Here is a 16,555-nt window from a genome sequence, read left to right as displayed (position 1 = left end):
AGATTCCACACATTTCACACCATTATCCTAACATCATTCGCTATATTTCATCAATATTCTAGCATAAAAAATAATTTAGAATTTTTTATGTTAAAACACAATAAATACAGCTTTTGAGATTTAATACTTTATTATTGTCTATCATATAGCCTTTAATAACGATAATTATGCCTTCTTTTAAGGCAAATCATCATACATTAAAAAATAATTACTTTAGTTTATAAAAGGTGGGAGAGTTGTAATGAATGTCGATATTTCCGTAGATCGGACATGGCAAAACAATTTTTTAAATAGAATTGACGAAGATGGTCCTTGGACAAACTGGGATTTATATCACTTAGCTTATGAAACAGAAAAATCGTTACTTGTTCCTACTTTTGATGGACTACAAGCACCGAAACATTTATCCCATTTCACACCGCTTCCGCATCAATTAGAAGTCGCTCAAAATGTGATTGAACAAATGAACGGTAAAGCGATTCTAGCAGATGAAGTAGGCCTTGGAAAAACAATCGAAGCTGGACTTATTTTGAAAGAATATATGGTCCGCGGGCTTGTGAAAAAGGTACTTATACTTGTCCCAGCTTCTCTCGTATCACAATGGGCATACGAACTGAATACAAAGTTTTTCATTCCCGCTGTAGCACAAAAGAAAAGCTACTCATGGGAACAAGCTGACGTAATCGTATCATCAATTGATACTGCGAAACGTTCACCACATCGCGATATCGTGTTGAACTTGGAATATGACCTTATTATTATCGATGAAGCACATAAACTGAAAAATAATAAAACAAAAAACTATGAATTTGCACAACGATTAAAAAAGAAGTTTTGTTTATTACTAACCGCTACTCCTGTTCAAAATAAGATTGATGAAATTTTTAACCTTGTTTCTTTATTAAAGCCAGGACATTTAGGCAATCAATCCAACTTTGAAGAATATTACGCTTCCAAAAATCGCTCAGCCGAATCAGATGAAGACTTAAAAGCTCTCATTAATAAAGTAATGGTGCGAAATAGACGACATAATACCGGTATCGATTGGCCGAAGAGACATGTACGTACAATTTTTGTTGAGTTTAATGAACAAGAACAAGCTCTATATAATGATATCGAAAATTGGCGAGGACAAGACGCCTTCACATCTGCTTTCTCATCGTTAACTTTAAAACGGGAAGCGTGTAGTAGTCGTGAGGCTGTTTACTATTCATTGAAAAAGCATGTAGAAAAAAGACAGAAAGAAAACGAACATTATATAAAAGATCCACATATCGATGTGCTAATGGACAAAATTAATCATATTCCTTTCAACTCAAAAGCAAATAAAGCTCTTGAGCTTATAAAAGAAATTGACGATAAAGTCGTTATCTTCACAGAATATCGAGCGTCACAAATGTACTTACAATGGTTTTTACAACAACACGGTATTTCTTCCGTTCCATTCCGCGGCGGGTTTAAACGCGGGAAGAAAGATTGGATGAAGGAGCTTTTCCAAAACCACGCACAAGTATTAATTGCAACTGAAGCTGGTGGTGAAGGGATTAACTTACAGTTTTGTAGCCATATGATCAATTATGATTTGCCATGGAATCCAATGCGTCTTGAGCAAAGAATCGGACGTATTCACCGTCTCGGTCAAAAAAATGATGTTCATATTTATAACTTAGCTACAAAGCATACTGTTGAAGAACATATTCTGAAACTGTTATATGAAAAAATCAACTTATTCGAGCGTGTTATCGGTGAACTCGATGAAATTTTAACGAGAATTAATATGAAAAACATCGACGCGCACATTCAAGAAATTTTCGCGCAATCAAAAAGCGAAGGTGAAATTAGAATTAAGATGGAAAACTTAACATCTATTATCGACTTTGCGAAACGAAATGAAGCTGAGGTGCAAGGCTATGCAGCAACATGAAATTCATAATTACTTATACAATTTCTTTGAGGCGAATAACTGTGAAATTTTAGAACGTTCTCCTCATTTATTAGATGTACAGTTAACAATTGAGATGGATAAATTATTAATGAATCGCCCTTTTTATTGGCACTATCTTGAGAAAACAGGAGGCGTACCGAATCCGATGCGCCTTACTCTTATTACAAATCCAGAAAATGAAGAAAATGATGGTGAGCTTATTCACTACGGTTCACCACGTCTACATCAAATTTTCCAAACGACAAAAGAATTAGGCTCATACATACGTTTATATGAGGATGTAAGACATAATGGGGCAACACATACACCGCTCCACCCTTGGCTCGGTATTAATATAAAAGTTTCCTATCAATGTGATCGAAAAAAAGACATCCTTCACTCGATTGGTATTCATCTCATTTCTGGAACAATGATGGCAAACTTTCATGAAACATTAACAAACATTAAACTTACACCAAAAATACCTGATTTTTGTTTTACGCTCTCGCCCATCATTAAACCTCAAAGTGGTTTACAACGCATAGAAGACGCTTTAAAAAATATAATTGCAGAAGATGACCATACGTGGGCAAAAGAAGCAAGAGTGCGTTGGAATCATGATTTAGACCTTTTAAACCGTTTTTATGAAGAAAGTGACGAACTTCCTGAGAGCTATGAAATTGAAAAACAAGCTCTGCAAGAACAGTATGAACCACGTATTACAGTGCAAATTATTAACGGTGGACTCTTTTATGTTACCGCGAATCATTTTCTATCAAAATAAAGCTCCTTCTGCTTTAGAAGGAGCTTTATTTCGAGTTATTCTCTATCCTCATTACGCTCTTGTTGTTTTTGCTTTGCCATGCGTTTTTGATACGCACGATCCTTCGCGCTCACATGATTTGCATCAGTTGGAAGATTTTCTTTCGAACGTCCAATTCCATTGCTCATCTTTCCCACTCCTTTTTACGTTTTTCAGAATACATGTTTATTTTCAGCTAGAGTTACAATCCTTATACAAAAAAATAAGAGCAGCCATTGGCCACTCTTACTCGCTCACATATTTTTGAAACATATCATGGATGCCTTTATTTACTAGGTTCGAGATCTGCTCGTCAGATTTATTCGGATAACGATCACGCAATCTGATAGATGCCTTCACCATTAAATTTTCTAATACAGAACGGCCACCTTCTCCATAAATAATTTCAGCATATTTAACAAGCCTTCCATCCTCTACTGTTGCTGGATTATGATTGAAGAAAAATTTACTCATTGTCTCCACCTCTCTATTTTGATAACGTTTACATTTATATAGATTATTTATGTTATTTATTTCACAATATTGTATGCATGTATATTTAATTAGTTTCATTATAAAGCAACATATCGATAGTAAATATGTGATTTTCCGTCCATTTTGTGAACAAATTAAAAATGAAAGCGTTTCCTTTATTATATACTAAAAAAACTTACTACGCTAGGGGCAATTTTTTTCAATTTACTCCCCCCTCGAAAATTGATATATTTTTTCTTTTCCCATTAAACCTTATACAATTTTCAGAAATTATATTATAAAATATATGTATGACTTAAGGAGGCTTTGTATGAATCAAAATAAAAAAGCTATATTAGATCTTGTCTTTTATCTCGTAATCCCATTCCTCATTTGGAAATTTGCAAAACCTTATATCGATCCTTATTACGCGATGTTACTTTCCTCTGTTCCGGGGATTATTTATACACTGTATACCTTTAAAAAAGAAAAACAGTTTAACGTGACAGGGTTCTTTATTTTAATTACACTCATTTCTAATACCACGGTAGATTTATTATCTGGGTCAGCTGAACGAATGTTGTGGAATGATGCATATTATCACATCGTACTCGGTATTATCGTCATATGTACAATTTTTATAAAGAAACCACTTATGTTATATTTCGCTGCGGATATTGCCGCACTGCAAGGCCATGATCGCGATAAAAGTCGTGAGCTTTATCGTGATAGTCGTATATATCCAGCACTGCAATATTTAACGCTATTTTTCGGGCTGCAATTTATATTAAAAAGCTTTTTAAAAATTTATTTCATCTCTGTTTTTGGTGTAGATGGCTATGGTGAAATGAGAGCGATTATGACCGCTGTCGGCTGGGGCATTTCTATTTGTATCGGAATAGGGTTCGTATGGGTGAACAATAAAATACATGCCGTTACGGAAGAACAAGAATCCGTGCAGTAAATAAAAATTCCCTAGTGTAATACGACACTAGGGGATTTTTGGTTTGCTAAACATATGACTAAAATTTAACTTGATTTTTTTCTTTTACTTTTTACATTTCGGTAAAACAAAGCAGCACTCAGCGGCATAACACCAAACCACTTATTCATAAATGGCTCTTTTTCAGCACGGCGTTGTTCTTTCTTTTGTTTTCGATCTTCTTTTGGAGCATCCATATACGACACAAACTGCTGCGTCACAAAGCGAACATAATCATTAGTAGACATATTATCATCACCTCTACTTGATTAGTATGTCCACTTTTTTATACATTAATCTTTTCCTTTAATTCATTCATAATTTGCTTTACAGACTTATTTGTCGTATCGATATGAATATGAGCCTCTTCATAATAAGCTCGGCGTGATTCAAATTTCTTTACGAATGCATCTATATCTTTCTTTTGAAATAGTGGACGTGTCGTATCTTCACGAAGCCTTTCTGCAATTACATGCGGATCACAATATAAATACACGACAGTTCCGTTCTCTTTCATCCACTTGCGATTTTCCGCTCGTTCAATAATTCCCCCACCAGTTGTAATAATAACATTATGGACTGGTAGCGCACGTAACATTTCGCTTTCATATTCCCGAAAAGCCATTTCGCCTTCTTCGGCAAAAATTTTTCGAATTGCCTTCTCTTGCTTCTCTTCGATTTTTTGATCAGTATCTACAACATCCATTTGAAGTTCTTTACTTAACGCTTTTCCAATTGTTGTTTTCCCTGCTCCCATGTAGCCGGTTATGTATATAGATTTCATTTCTTGTCCTCTCAATCGTCATTTATTAATTGTTATTATAACGAAAGATGCTACTTTGTTTAATAAAAAAACGTTTTGTTCTTATACTATAAAGAACAAAACGTAACACTCGCTTTTACTTATAAGTACCTCTTCTCACCCACTGCGTTGCAATCCATTTCTCGCCTTTCGTTACAGGTGCCCCTCCGTGTAACGTAAGCTCGTTTAGTGATTGATCTTGATAAAAATACTCAAAGTATACTGCCATTCCCTTTCTAGGGTGTACAGAAAGATTTAATTTTGGGAAGTACGTTTCTCCGCCTTCTTCTACATCATTTAAATACATTACAAGCGTACTAATACGATTGTTAGCAGCTGATCTACTATGTTCCGCAAAATAATCATAGTGTGCTTTATATTGTTGATCCACTTCATAATTTAAAATGTGCAATCCTTCTCCGTGCGCCACCGGAACATTCATGATAGATGAAATTCGTTTTTCAATCTTTGAAGTAAGTTCATTGTCTTCCAAAAATGCACCGCTACTTGTTCGAATATCATTTACATCACGTGATGAACCAATTTTAGAACGCTCCATTTTATTTTTAGACATTTCAATCAATTCATCACACTCTTCATCACTTAGTACATTTGCTAATACGACAATAAGAGGTTCTTCGAATTTTGAAATAATGTGTATTTCTCTATCTTCTGTCATAATCGTATTTCCTTTATGATCAAAAATAGTTTGTTCCTTATTTTCACCTATTTGATTGTTGTTTGTCATTTCCCTATTCTCCCTAAAAATAATGATTGGATAGCATGAATATATCATATTCTTTCTACCTTTCTCTTTTTTGAGAAAATTTAAACTTTTGATCATTATATTTGTCCATTTCTTCTAAAAAATCAATTCAATTTACAATAGGAAATCCTGGTTTATCTATATATATATTTTACATATTATCCTTCTATCCAATCGACTATTTTCCCATCCTTTTTTCTATACCGAAAACTCACCGTATAGAAAGCTTCCTGTTTGAGTGTACACTGCAAAGCAACGAGAATTAAATCATTTTCAAAGACATAATTTCCACTCGCTTCTCCCTTTTCATACTGAAAGAAAAACGTACCTTCTTTTTCTTTTTGCTGTAAGTCTTTTTTTATATCTGTAATAGATCGGTTAAGTAATTCATCCAATAAAAATTTTTGTTCTATTCCTATATAAAAATTTTTATCTGTAAACAACATATTTGTTTCGTATATAAAAAAAGAAGTTAATAAAATAAGAAAGATAATCGTTCCAGGCATTGTAAATCCCTTTTGCTTTCTCATACGTTTATTCCTATTTCGCTATATCGCATAACTACACCTTCATATATTTTCCCACTAGTATCTTTCACATTTATAATGAGTACATGAGGTGTTAGTTTGTAAGAAACCGTTCCAATATTTTGTAAAACAACTTCCCTCCCGCGCCTATCTACCTTTCTTATAAGACGACTATTCTCTTTTTCATACGATACTTCACTCCCATTACGCGATCGGAATTGTAAAATACTTTCTCCATTTTCAAATGCTAGCTGTTCTCCAGATGATACTTCACGAAACTCCAATTGCATTTGCCCTAAATACACATCCCACTCCCAATCATTTAACCCTTTCGACTGTTTATTTTCCATTTCAATGAAATGTAGGCGGGGAAAGAGCAAAAAAAATATTGATAATAGAAACAGACATACAATCATTTCTATTAATGAAAAACCAAATTCTAATTTATTTTTTCTCCTACATAAAAGCATTGTTCCATCATTCTGTCTTTCACATCTTTCCACATGGTACAAACTTCATTGCCTCCCCAATATGTGTAATACCCAATTCCATTTATATTCTTTTCTATTATTCGCTTTTCTTCATTTCCATACATATATATAGCTGCTTCTTTTTTTAATAATCCAGTTGCCTTATAACGAATTTGTATATTTTTTCTTTCTTGCATAACTAATACTGTTTGCGGTAGTAGTAACGATACAGCCATCATTAAAACACTTAACGATACAATCATTTCAGCCATTATGGATCCTTTTTGACATTTCACGATACGTAAATCTCCCTCTTCCAAGCTGAAATACAATTTCATATTTATAATTTCTATACGAAATTATAATCGTACCACCTCTATTAATATTTCCACTTGGGTTATATGTCATCGGATTTGGAAACGTATGCAAATCAATTTGTATATCTTCTTCATACTCTCGCTTGACGATATAATACTTTGTACCTGACTCTTTTATAGCATACATATTTCTATCTTTATGCCAACGTAATGTGTAGTGCTTTTGATGGTTTATCGCTAATTGCTGCATATACAAAATATCATTTGAAAACTGTCTCAAAAATTGTTCAACTTTTTGTCGCTCGTATAAGGAATGAACACTAAAATACGTAACTATACTTAATACAGAAATAACAAATAAAACGAGTAACATTTCTAAAAAAGTAAACCCTTGTTGTTTCACAATGCCCTAATTGATACTGTGCCATCATCTGATATATGAATAGATTCGCCATTCGGACACTTATCAGTTGTAATATACTTTTCATCTGCCAGTTCTTTTAACGATGGAATTTTATTATGTTGTAATTGATATACTTGTATTTGCGCTTCTATAGATTTCACGTAAGCTGCACACCCTTTTCCTTGGACCGATGAACGCTGTGTAACTACATTTGGAATAATTAATAGTAATAATATGGTTATGACAACCATTACTAATAGCATCTCTAACAGAGTAAATCCTTCCTCATTCTGCATACAAATGCCCCCTAAATAGAATTCATCATTTGAAACATCGGCATAATCATCGCTAAATACATAAGGACAACGATTCCTCCAATACATGTAAATAAAATAGGCTGAATGATAACTAACATATGTTTAATTTTTCGTTCCATCTTTTCCATAATAAGATCGCTATAGTCACCTAATTCAATCCCTAAATTGCCATTTGCTTGTCCATGCGTAATAACATAAGAAAGTTCTTTCTCGTAATACCCACTTTTAGCAATGATAGATTGTAACTGTTCTCCTCCAATTAATTGTCTTTCAATCCGATTCGCTTCATATTGAAAGAACGGATGATATCTTTGCTCCATCATTATTGTTAAAGCTTCGCATACTGATAGTCCACCATTTAATAAACCACTCAACTGAGTAGCAAAATAATGTGAATGCTTTAAAATAAGAAATGTTTTGATGAGAGGAATACGAAGCATGATTTTTACCTGTCTAATATGTGGCAGTTTCCTAAAATACAACATGTATAAACTACATCCAATAATAACAGTTAAAATAGCGGTTAAAATAATGTATGGTAGCAGTTTTATTGCACTTAAAATTTGTTCTGTAAGTAGTGGTGTATTAGAACCGAACGAACTATAAACCATTTCAACCTGAGGTAATAAAATGAGGTTAAAAATAAAAAGCATGATTAGTAGAAAAAACATCAAGAACATAGGATACTGCATTATTTTCATCATGTCTTTCCTATACTTATCTTTCTTATAAAGAAGTGCACTTCCTTGTTGCAAAGCAAAAGAAATATCACCATGTTGCTCGGCATAAAATAGATAACTTAACATGTCCTGATGAAACTTTAACTGATGAAAAGAATCGTGTAGACTTTTCCCATCTTTTAACCCCTCAATCATGCGCTGCAATTGTACTTTCTTTTCTACAGGTAATTGAAACTGTAAAAATTCTAATGCTTGTAAAAGAGAGTAGCCTTTTTCTAATAATTCTCCTAAACGTTTCAACAATACTACTTGATCACTTAAACTCCAAGTTTTCTTAAACATAAACATCTTCTTCTAAAAAACCTAAAGCATATCCTTTTCGTATTGACGATTCTAAAGTCTCATGTTTGTAAGTAACACATTCTCCATCTGCTTCTTTAAGTGCTTGTTTTAACTCATGTCCATATAGTAGCTCATAAATGCTTGCTTGCCTTACTTGCCTCATTGATTTACATAAAGTTGAGCACTTTCCTCTGCAAAACGGACACTTCAATTCGACAAGTCGCTGTGCAGCTACAGCCAATAAAGACTGTTCAATCTCTTGCCTCGTTATACCATAATCCATGAAACGAATGATTGCTCCTTTCGCATCATTCGTATGCAGCGTTGTCATTACTAAATGTCCTGTCAAACTTGCCCTTATAGCTATTTTTGCTGTTTCCTCATCCCGGATTTCACCGACTAAAATAATATCTGGATCATGACGTAAAATAGCCTTTAATCCTGTTTCATATGTGAGACCCGCTTTTTCATTTATTTGAATTTGTAATACATCGTCACTTCTTTTTTCAACCGGATCTTCAAGTGTAATGATGCGACGTGTTTTCTTTTTTCTAATTACTTCTAATAATGCATACATTGTCGTCGTCTTCCCAGATCCAGTCGGTCCAGTAAACACGAGTAGCCCCTGTGAATAGCGTAAAAACGAGAGTAGTTTTGCTGCCGTACTTGGAAATAACGAAAGATGTGATAAGGGCTGAACAGATGCTTGTAAATGAAGGCGAATAACGAGACTTTCTTGATATACTGTTGGAAGTGTTGAAAGGCGTAAATACACTTCTTGTCCATCAATTTGCAAATACAGCGAACCATTCTGTGGCTTCCGTTTCTCTCCTATGTCCATAGATGCTAAAAATTTGAAATGTGAGACAAGTTTTTCTCCAAACTCCTTTTCAATACACTGGCTCGTCATTAAATCTTTTCCTATACGTAGTTGCACCGCTACATCCTTCTGCCGGGGCACAATATGTAAATCTGACGCTTGTACCCTACACGCTTCTTTTAAAATTGTATTCGCGAAAATTTCAATCCCATTCATCACTTTTCCCTCCTCACTATGTATATAGCATGAAAACATTCGCAATAAAAATTTGGACTTTTTTATTTTCAATAGAGGAAAAAGGAAAAATATGTTTGTGAAATTATGAACAATTTCCGAATTATTGTCTGAAATTACCTATACTCATGTTTATCTGTATTATAATGTTATTATCTTGGATAAAGTGATAAAGGTGGAGATCCTCATGGAACAAGCTTTAAAAATTACAGGTGTATTATCTGACCCAACTCGTTATTACATTTATAAATATATTTCGCAAAAACATAGTTACGTAACGGTACAAGAAATTGCAGATGAGTTTGACATTCATCCAAACGTAGCGCGTTTACATTTATCTAAATTAGAAGATGTTCATATGCTAAAATCGGAAACGAAGAAAACTGGAAAAGGCGGACGACCGAGCAGATTGTATGTCTTATCTGAAGATGTTATCCAATTACAATTTCCATTCCGTGATTATCAATTGTTAGCAAGAATCGCATTTAATTCTTTACTTAGCCTTGGCGCTGCTGGTGAGAAAGCGCTATACGAAACAGGAAAACAATTCGGAGCTGAATTAATGCAACAACATATGCAACGTTTAAATGTGAGTGAAGATGCTTTAACAGTGGAACAAAAAGTTCAAATTGCAAAAGAAGCTTTCTCAACAGCTGGCTTATCACCTGCATTTGAATTAAGTGCAGATGGAACAAAAATTTTCTATGATGTACACAATTGTCCATTTAAAGAAGTTGCTGTTCATCATCCAACTGAAATTTGTAACATGCACGGAGATATGATGAAAGGAATTTTTGAAATCCTATTCCCTAACATGGAATTAACTCGAAATGATAGTCTATTAGATGGATGTAAATCTTGTAATTATAAACTAACAATTTAATTTCTCATATAAAAAGAAGCCAATAATAATTGGCTTCTTTTTATATGAATGAATATTTACAATAGTAAGAAAAATAAACTATAATGAGGTGAGGTTTACTTTTTTCAGAAAAGGAGGGAGATGGCATGGAGCGCATGTTTCGCGTTCTCGGCTTTTGGACTGGAATTTTCTCGGTTATGTTTTACGTAGGGGATATGCAACAGACCGCACTACTATTTTTAGGACAAACAGGTTTCTTCGTACTTTTAAGCTATTTAAAATTAACAGAGCGTATGTATATATACGTATTTGGGGCATATTTAACTGTTTTCTTCATAGGATTTACATACTACACGACGTTTTTACTTGTCCCTGGGGCTGGACATTAAAAGATGGCATTTTGCCATCTTTTTTTAATTCCGGAATTTCCTAGTTGACTTATAGGTTTTATTGCCTTATATTCTATATAACAGATTGGAATTAGGGGGAATCAACATGAATACACTGCTTGTCGGAATTAACGTTGCAGTCATGCTCATTTTAGTTGGCGTATTATATTATATGCAACGTAAGCATGTATCTTTTAATAAACGTGTATTTACTGCTTTAGGAGTCGGAATTATATTCGGTCTTATATTACAATTTATTTATGAACCAACTTCTAAAATAATTATTGAATCAAATACTTGGTTTGGCTTAATCGGTAACGGTTATGTGAAATTACTTCAAATGATCGTTATGCCACTTATTTTAGTATCTATTATTTCAGCCTTTACAAAATTACAGTTAACGAAAAACCTTGGTAAAATCAGTGGTCTTATTATCGGAATTTTAATTCTTACTACAGGAATCGCTGCAGCTGTCGGTATCGCTGCAAGTGCAGGATTTGATGTATCTGCAGCAGGCTTGCAACAAGGTGATGCAGAATCTGCTCGTCTGAAACTAGTTGAAGAAAGATTTACTTCTATTGAAAAGACAACAATTCCAGATAAATTATTAGAGCTATTGCCTACAAATCCGTTTCTTGATTTAACAGGCGCTCGTCCAACATCAACAATTTCTGTCGTAATATTTGCAGCCTTTATCGGCATTGCCTTTATAGGTGTAAAACGAAAATATCCAGAACAAGCAGAACTATTTAAGAAAATGCTTGATGCTGTATATGCAATCGTAATGCGTATGGTAACATTAATTTTACGCCTTACTCCATACGGCGTATTAGCTCTTATGGCAAAAACAGTTGCTGGTAGCGATATAAATGCTATTTTAAAACTTGGTAACTTCGTGTTAGCCTCTTACGTAGCACTTATCGTAATGTTTATCATTCACTTATTATTAATTGCATTGTCTGGTTTAAATCCAATTCAATATTTGAAAAAAGTGTTCCCTGTACTAACTTTTGCATTCACATCTCGCTCTAGTGCTGGTGCGATGCCATTAAATATTGAAGCTCAAAAAGAAAAGCTTGGTATTTCCGAAGGAATTGCAAACTTCGCAGCTTCATTTGGGGTATCTATCGGACAAAACGGTTGCGCAGGTATTTATCCAGCAATGCTTGCAATGATGGTCGCTCCAACTGTAGGAATTGATCCATTACAACCACAATTTATTTTAACTTTAATCGCTGTTATCGCTATTAGCTCATTCGGTGTTGCCGGAGTTGGTGGCGGCGCAACATTCGCAGCTTTAATCGTACTATCTACAATGAACTTACCAATCGGTATTGTTGCTCTAGTTATCTCGGTTGAGCCATTAATCGATATGGGGCGTACAGCTCTTAACGTAAGTGGTTCTATGACAGCAGGTCTTATTTCAAGTAAATGGCTTGGTGAATTAGATCAAGATACGTACAATCAAGATGATACAAAAACTGGTGAAATTGCTTCATAATGAAAAAAAGACGCTAACATACAATTGTTAGCGTCTTTTTTATTCCGTTCCCTCTTTATAGATTTTATCTTGAGAATTCTTACTCCAAGTATTCTTCTAGTTGCTCTTTTAACTCCTCCTCAATCTCATAACAAGATTCATCAACAAGTTCCCCTACTTTCTTACTCCCAAAAATGTTTGATTGAATTGACATTCCTAAAAAGATTCTTTCGCATTTCCAAATTGGAATATAGTGAAATTCAATCATCTCTTTTTCTTCATCTAATATAGCTATGGCAACTGATGAATAATAACCCACCTCAAAGGGATTCTCTTTTTCTCTTGCAAATCCCATATCTAATTCCATGTGTTTTTCTATGTATAAATGCGCATACTCTTTATGCAGTTTAAGTGATATTCGCTCTATTTCCTTCTCCATACATTGAATGTTCTCTTTTAACTCCAACGTAAACTCCTGTTCTTTATATTTCATTTTCGCCTCCTGAAACATAGAAAAAGAGAATATGATAACATATCCTCTTTCCTCAAATATATTTCATTATCTCACAGCCCGTCCTTTTCACAAATAACCATTTTGTTCGCACCATTTATGAAATTGTCCTACGTCTACTCCAACTAACACGATATCCTTTAGCTCTACATCAATGATTTGTTCTCCAATTACAATAGCAAACTGCGATGCTAATTTTGTCTCGTTTTTCTTTACAATTCCAATTCGGTTCCGATGCGGTCCATCTTTTATATATGCTTTTTGTCCTACAATATCAAAGTTCAAAATTCTCACCTCTTTTACTGCGCTCAAATTGGAAATACGATCTCCACCTCGGAAAATTTCCTTTCATTGCACTATTTCTCTATATATATGACGAAACAATAAAAGAGTCCTTCCTTCTTTACAATTATTTTTTCTTTGTTTCATTTTTGTGATTGAAACGTAAAGTTTATAATAAAATACACTTGGAAGCGCTTTCTATGTATTTTTTTATGTTATAATATATAAGTAGAACTTCGTAAAGAGGGTTAAAAAATGAATACAAAAATGATTAAAAAAGTAATTGAAGCATTAAAAGTATATGGCTTTCAGGATGTATCATTCTGTGACAAAACGAAGCAATTTTTATTTCATAACGAAACCGATATTATGAGCGGCTATGCAGAAATAACATATAGTAGTCAATTTGAAAAATTCAACGTACAAATTCATCCAATTGAAACGCATCACCAAGCAGAGTTACAAGAGATTGAAAGACATATACAAGCTTGTATAAGAAAAGTGGAATATTTAAACGCACTTCTTACCGGGCAGACAAAACTAGATGATAAAATTATTATTATGTAAAAAAAGAACGTGATCCAATCACGTTCTTTTTTCATTATACGTTCATCTTTTCCTTTAGTTGTAATCCTGTAACAGATTCTAATACATCCATCGATTCTCCAAATGTCATATCAAAAATTGTCTTGTCCTCTATGTATGGAAACTGTCTGAAACGCTTTTCTAACACCTTCACAGCATCTGATGTAAAGTTTGCACTATCAATGCCAAATTCTGTTTCAAGAAGAACGATCCAATCTAGCACATGAAAACCTAATCCATTGACGAATGAAATAAGTTTTTCTTCTGGGTTTGAAGATAAGAATACTTGGCGTTCTATCTCACTAAAAAGTTCTTCTCCTAAGATTTCAGCTAACTCATCATCATGTTCACGTTCAACAAGTTCTTCGTAGCCGTAATCATCCACAAGCTCTTCTACTTCTTCACTATCCTGACAAAGCAATTGACTAAGAAGTGCCTCTTTCTTAAATTCACTATTTTGTACGACTTCTAAAAAGCTCGTTTCCCATCCATTTTCTAATTTCATATTATGTACTCCTTTATATACGTTTCTTATCATCACTGTACCCAAAAGATCACTTTTATAACCTTTTAGGTAGTTACTATTATTTCACATGATTCATAACAAAAGATGCAAACTCAGCTACATCTCCTTCAAAAATATTTATTTCTGGCAAGTGATAGAACGTTGTTTGGAGCGGGTTTCCTGCATGATATACATATATCGTTTTCTCTAGTGCAATCGCCATTCCAAACTCTGTATGGCTCCCGTTTCCGCCATCTAATATAAGTAAAAATACATCCGCTTCTTTTACAGCATTTCGTTCTGCCTGACCAATTTCTCTTAATTGTTCTTCATTCGCTGCTCTTTCATTTTTGGTCCAATCATATGTATGGTGCCATCCTGCATGTTTCAGTTCATTTGCTACGGAATGTACAAGATGTTTATTTTGGAAACCTGAGGCGATATAAAAATTCATTTATATACACTCCTTCATTGTGTATGGGGAAACTCCTTTTTAGCGTTATTTGTTATAGCTATAATAAAGAACAATTTCAAAAAAAATCCCCATCTTTAAAACTTATTTGCGTTTAAATGATGGGATGCTTCATGGTCTTCTTTTATTTTTTGTTTTTTATAACTTTCATCAGCTAACATTTCTAGTTCAGCTGTTATCTCTGACTTTTCAAGCTCTCTTTCTTGCGAAAATTTCCTTGAAATATAAACAATAACACTACCAACGTACAACACAAAGCATATAATAAGTGCAGTATTTTCATAGAGACTTAGCTCCAACACAGTCACTCCTAATCCATTCGTATTTTCACGCCTCATTAATTGGAATTTCCCTATTAACCCATTTGTTATCCCGCTATTTGAGGGCAGTAAGACTACCTCCTCAAAATTTAGTAACAGTAAAGAAGTTAGATGTGGGATGAACCCAACTGATTAAAGTTTCACTTTATTGTAACATAAAAATATCAATTCTTGGAATCTTTCACCCTACTAAAAGAGGCATGATTGTTTCATCATGCCTCTGAAATATTTTGAATGATTGTTTTAATTGCTTCTTTTCCATTATATTTTTTTAGTGCTGTTTTATACTTCTCATTATTTTGATTCAATTCTTCGACATACTTTATAAGAGATTTTACAGTTACATCTTCTTCATATAATACGGAGGCATACCCTTGCCTTTCAAAGGACTCTGCATTTAATATTTGATCTCCACGGCTTGCAAATTTCGATAATGGAATTAAAACCATCGGCTTTTGTAATGTTAAAAATTCAAAAATTGCGTTGGAGCCCGCGCGTGAAATAACAAAATCTGTTACCGCTAATATATCTGGCAGTTCTCCATGTACATATTCAAATTGTCTATATCCTTCTTTATTTTGTAAACTTTCATCAAGGTTACCTTTTCCGCAAAGGTGAACAATTTGATATTTTTTAAGAAGTTCTGGTAATGCTTCTCGAGCCGTATCATTAATTTTTTTCGCGCCCAAGCTGCCTCCCATAATCGTAATAACTGGCTTTTTACGTGAAAAACCTAAAAACGCTAAACCTTTTTCACGATTTCCCTTCAGCACTTCTTCACGTACAGGAGATCCCGTATATATTACTTTTTCTTTCGGTAAATGTTTCGCTGCTTCTTCAAATGTAACAAATATTTTCGAAGCAAAACGAAGCGCAATTTTATTTGCTAGTCCTGGTGTCATATCAGATTCATGTAATAAAACTGGTACTCTATTTAGCCATCCTCCAATTACGACTGGTACAGATACGAAACCGCCTTTTGAAAAAATTACATCTGGTTTTAGTTTTCGAATCCTTACATACGCATCCATAACACCCTTCATTACAAGAAAAGGATCTTTTATATTTTTCAAATCAAAATAACGACGTAGCTTTCCACTCGAAATACTATAGTAGGGAATGCCTTCCTTTTCTATAATCGTTTTCTCAATACCTTGATGAGAACCAATATAAGAGATATCCCAGTTGTCTTCCTGTAAATATGGGATAATGGCTAAATTAGGTGTTACATGTCCTGCCGAACCGCCACCTGTAAAGACTATTTTCTTCATACGTCTCCCCCTTCTAGA

At 33.9% G+C, this 16,555-nt stretch carries 26 protein-coding genes; 8 read left to right on the top strand and 18 right to left on the bottom strand.

Annotation, left to right across the window (positions count from 1 at the left end):
* The first annotated feature begins 241 nt into the window (after positions 1 to 241).
* Positions 242 to 1,924: a DEAD/DEAH box helicase gene (locus AC22L0_RS15585; protein ID WP_001100037.1), complete on the top strand. Its 1,683-nt coding sequence runs from the start codon at positions 242 to 244 to the stop codon at positions 1,922 to 1,924.
* A complete protein-coding gene (locus AC22L0_RS15580; protein WP_001183964.1) occupies positions 1,911 to 2,708 on the top strand; it encodes a YqhG family protein in 798 nt (265 codons plus the stop codon). The genes AC22L0_RS15585 and AC22L0_RS15580 overlap by 14 nt, the downstream gene beginning before the upstream one ends.
* Before the next feature lie 35 nt (positions 2,709 to 2,743).
* Here the strand turns inward: AC22L0_RS15580 and AC22L0_RS15575 are convergent, their stop codons facing one another.
* Both AC22L0_RS15575 and AC22L0_RS15570 read right to left on the bottom strand, forming a co-directional pair.
* Positions 2,744 to 2,875 carry a hypothetical protein gene (locus tag AC22L0_RS15575; protein WP_000064668.1) on the bottom strand — a complete coding sequence of 44 codons (132 nt, stop codon included), beginning with the start codon at positions 2,873 to 2,875 and terminating at the stop codon, positions 2,744 to 2,746.
* A 97-nt stretch (positions 2,876 to 2,972) separates the two neighbouring features.
* Positions 2,973 to 3,200, bottom strand: coding sequence for a hypothetical protein (locus AC22L0_RS15570; protein WP_000032702.1), 228 nt, complete (start codon positions 3,198 to 3,200; stop codon positions 2,973 to 2,975).
* Between the two features lie 73 nt (positions 3,201 to 3,273).
* Between AC22L0_RS15570 and AC22L0_RS15565 the strand changes: the two genes are divergently transcribed.
* Together AC22L0_RS15565 and AC22L0_RS15560 are read left to right on the top strand one after the other, a co-directional pair.
* Entirely contained in the window at positions 3,274 to 3,390 is a 117-nt protein-coding gene (locus AC22L0_RS15565) for a hypothetical protein (protein ID WP_001987222.1), read from the top strand.
* Between the two features lie 141 nt (positions 3,391 to 3,531).
* Positions 3,532 to 4,164 carry a VC0807 family protein gene (locus AC22L0_RS15560; protein ID WP_001073111.1) on the top strand — a complete coding sequence of 211 codons (633 nt, stop codon included), beginning with the start codon at positions 3,532 to 3,534 and terminating at the stop codon, positions 4,162 to 4,164.
* Positions 4,165 to 4,229: 65 nt separating this feature from the next.
* On the opposite strand, the gene AC22L0_RS15555 is transcribed toward AC22L0_RS15560, so the two are convergent.
* The 10 genes from AC22L0_RS15555 to comGA form a co-directional block, all read right to left on the bottom strand.
* A complete protein-coding gene (locus AC22L0_RS15555) occupies positions 4,230 to 4,430 on the bottom strand; it encodes a YqzE family protein (protein WP_000106083.1) in 201 nt (66 codons plus the stop codon).
* 38 nt (positions 4,431 to 4,468) lie between these two features.
* Positions 4,469 to 4,966 (bottom strand): shikimate kinase, encoded by a 498-nt coding sequence (locus AC22L0_RS15550; protein ID WP_000836650.1) that lies wholly within the window; start codon positions 4,964 to 4,966, stop codon positions 4,469 to 4,471.
* A 115-nt stretch (positions 4,967 to 5,081) separates the two neighbouring features.
* Entirely contained in the window at positions 5,082 to 5,732 is a 651-nt protein-coding gene (locus AC22L0_RS15545) for a 2OG-Fe(II) oxygenase (RefSeq protein ID WP_000183860.1), read from the bottom strand.
* 176 nt (positions 5,733 to 5,908) lie between these two features.
* Entirely contained in the window at positions 5,909 to 6,280 is a 372-nt protein-coding gene (gene comGG, locus AC22L0_RS15540; RefSeq protein ID WP_001231273.1) for a competence type IV pilus minor pilin ComGG, read from the bottom strand.
* Positions 6,277 to 6,747, bottom strand: a complete 471-nt coding sequence (gene comGF / locus AC22L0_RS15535) for a competence type IV pilus minor pilin ComGF (protein ID WP_000923098.1) — start codon at positions 6,745 to 6,747, stop codon at positions 6,277 to 6,279. Before comGF ends, comGG begins: the two co-directional genes overlap by 4 nt.
* Entirely contained in the window at positions 6,717 to 7,019 is a 303-nt protein-coding gene (locus tag AC22L0_RS15530; RefSeq protein ID WP_000829471.1) for a hypothetical protein, read from the bottom strand. Before AC22L0_RS15530 ends, comGF begins: the two co-directional genes overlap by 31 nt.
* Entirely contained in the window at positions 7,012 to 7,467 is a 456-nt protein-coding gene (gene comGD, locus AC22L0_RS15525) for a competence type IV pilus minor pilin ComGD (RefSeq protein WP_000813142.1), read from the bottom strand. The genes AC22L0_RS15530 and comGD overlap by 8 nt, the downstream gene beginning before the upstream one ends.
* Positions 7,464 to 7,763: a competence type IV pilus major pilin ComGC gene (comGC, locus tag AC22L0_RS15520; protein ID WP_001178686.1), complete on the bottom strand. Its 300-nt coding sequence runs from the start codon at positions 7,761 to 7,763 to the stop codon at positions 7,464 to 7,466. Before comGC ends, comGD begins: the two co-directional genes overlap by 4 nt.
* Before the next feature lie 11 nt (positions 7,764 to 7,774).
* On the bottom strand, positions 7,775 to 8,806 hold the full coding sequence (comGB, locus tag AC22L0_RS15515) for a competence type IV pilus assembly protein ComGB (RefSeq protein ID WP_000475184.1): 1,032 nt from the start codon (positions 8,804 to 8,806) through the stop codon (positions 7,775 to 7,777).
* On the bottom strand, positions 8,799 to 9,842 hold the full coding sequence (comGA, locus tag AC22L0_RS15510) for a competence type IV pilus ATPase ComGA (protein ID WP_001013185.1): 1,044 nt from the start codon (positions 9,840 to 9,842) through the stop codon (positions 8,799 to 8,801). Before comGA ends, comGB begins: the two co-directional genes overlap by 8 nt.
* Before the next feature lie 205 nt (positions 9,843 to 10,047).
* Here comGA and AC22L0_RS15505 point away from each other — a divergent pair, with 205 nt between their 5' ends.
* The 3 genes from AC22L0_RS15505 to AC22L0_RS15495 all read left to right on the top strand — a co-directional run bounded on the left by AC22L0_RS15505 (position 10,048) and on the right by AC22L0_RS15495 (position 12,612).
* Positions 10,048 to 10,743, top strand: coding sequence for a helix-turn-helix transcriptional regulator (locus tag AC22L0_RS15505; protein ID WP_000434125.1), 696 nt, complete (start codon positions 10,048 to 10,050; stop codon positions 10,741 to 10,743).
* A 125-nt stretch (positions 10,744 to 10,868) separates the two neighbouring features.
* Positions 10,869 to 11,111, top strand: coding sequence for a DUF2626 domain-containing protein (locus tag AC22L0_RS15500; protein ID WP_000440721.1), 243 nt, complete (start codon positions 10,869 to 10,871; stop codon positions 11,109 to 11,111).
* 106 nt (positions 11,112 to 11,217) lie between these two features.
* Positions 11,218 to 12,612 carry an L-cystine transporter gene (locus AC22L0_RS15495; protein WP_001094330.1) on the top strand — a complete coding sequence of 465 codons (1,395 nt, stop codon included), beginning with the start codon at positions 11,218 to 11,220 and terminating at the stop codon, positions 12,610 to 12,612.
* Positions 12,613 to 12,691: 79 nt separating this feature from the next.
* On the opposite strand, the gene AC22L0_RS15490 is transcribed toward AC22L0_RS15495, so the two are convergent.
* Positions 12,692 to 13,084, bottom strand: coding sequence for a hypothetical protein (locus AC22L0_RS15490; RefSeq protein WP_000875390.1), 393 nt, complete (start codon positions 13,082 to 13,084; stop codon positions 12,692 to 12,694).
* Positions 13,085 to 13,171: 87 nt separating this feature from the next.
* A complete protein-coding gene (locus AC22L0_RS15485) occupies positions 13,172 to 13,387 on the bottom strand; it encodes a DUF3912 family protein (RefSeq protein ID WP_001008326.1) in 216 nt (71 codons plus the stop codon).
* A gap of 252 nt (positions 13,388 to 13,639) precedes the next feature.
* Between AC22L0_RS15485 and AC22L0_RS15480 the strand changes: the two genes are divergently transcribed.
* Entirely contained in the window at positions 13,640 to 13,951 is a 312-nt protein-coding gene (locus AC22L0_RS15480; protein ID WP_001093237.1) for a hypothetical protein, read from the top strand.
* Positions 13,952 to 13,985: 34 nt separating this feature from the next.
* On the opposite strand, the gene AC22L0_RS15475 is transcribed toward AC22L0_RS15480, so the two are convergent.
* The 4 genes from AC22L0_RS15475 to murG form a co-directional block, all read right to left on the bottom strand.
* On the bottom strand, positions 13,986 to 14,474 hold the full coding sequence (locus tag AC22L0_RS15475) for a hypothetical protein (protein ID WP_000764261.1): 489 nt from the start codon (positions 14,472 to 14,474) through the stop codon (positions 13,986 to 13,988).
* A gap of 79 nt (positions 14,475 to 14,553) precedes the next feature.
* Positions 14,554 to 14,928 carry a nucleoside 2-deoxyribosyltransferase gene (locus AC22L0_RS15470; RefSeq protein WP_001012333.1) on the bottom strand — a complete coding sequence of 125 codons (375 nt, stop codon included), beginning with the start codon at positions 14,926 to 14,928 and terminating at the stop codon, positions 14,554 to 14,556.
* A 95-nt stretch (positions 14,929 to 15,023) separates the two neighbouring features.
* Positions 15,024 to 15,284 (bottom strand): DUF3966 domain-containing protein, encoded by a 261-nt coding sequence (locus AC22L0_RS15465; protein WP_001250699.1) that lies wholly within the window; start codon positions 15,282 to 15,284, stop codon positions 15,024 to 15,026.
* A gap of 194 nt (positions 15,285 to 15,478) precedes the next feature.
* Entirely contained in the window at positions 15,479 to 16,537 is a 1,059-nt protein-coding gene (murG, locus tag AC22L0_RS15460) for an undecaprenyldiphospho-muramoylpentapeptide beta-N-acetylglucosaminyltransferase (RefSeq protein ID WP_000724777.1), read from the bottom strand.
* Positions 16,538 to 16,555: the final 18 nt, after the last annotated feature.

The organism is Bacillus sp. LQ01 (genome assembly GCF_057624735.1).
This window is presented reverse-complemented; position numbering and strand designations above follow the sequence as displayed.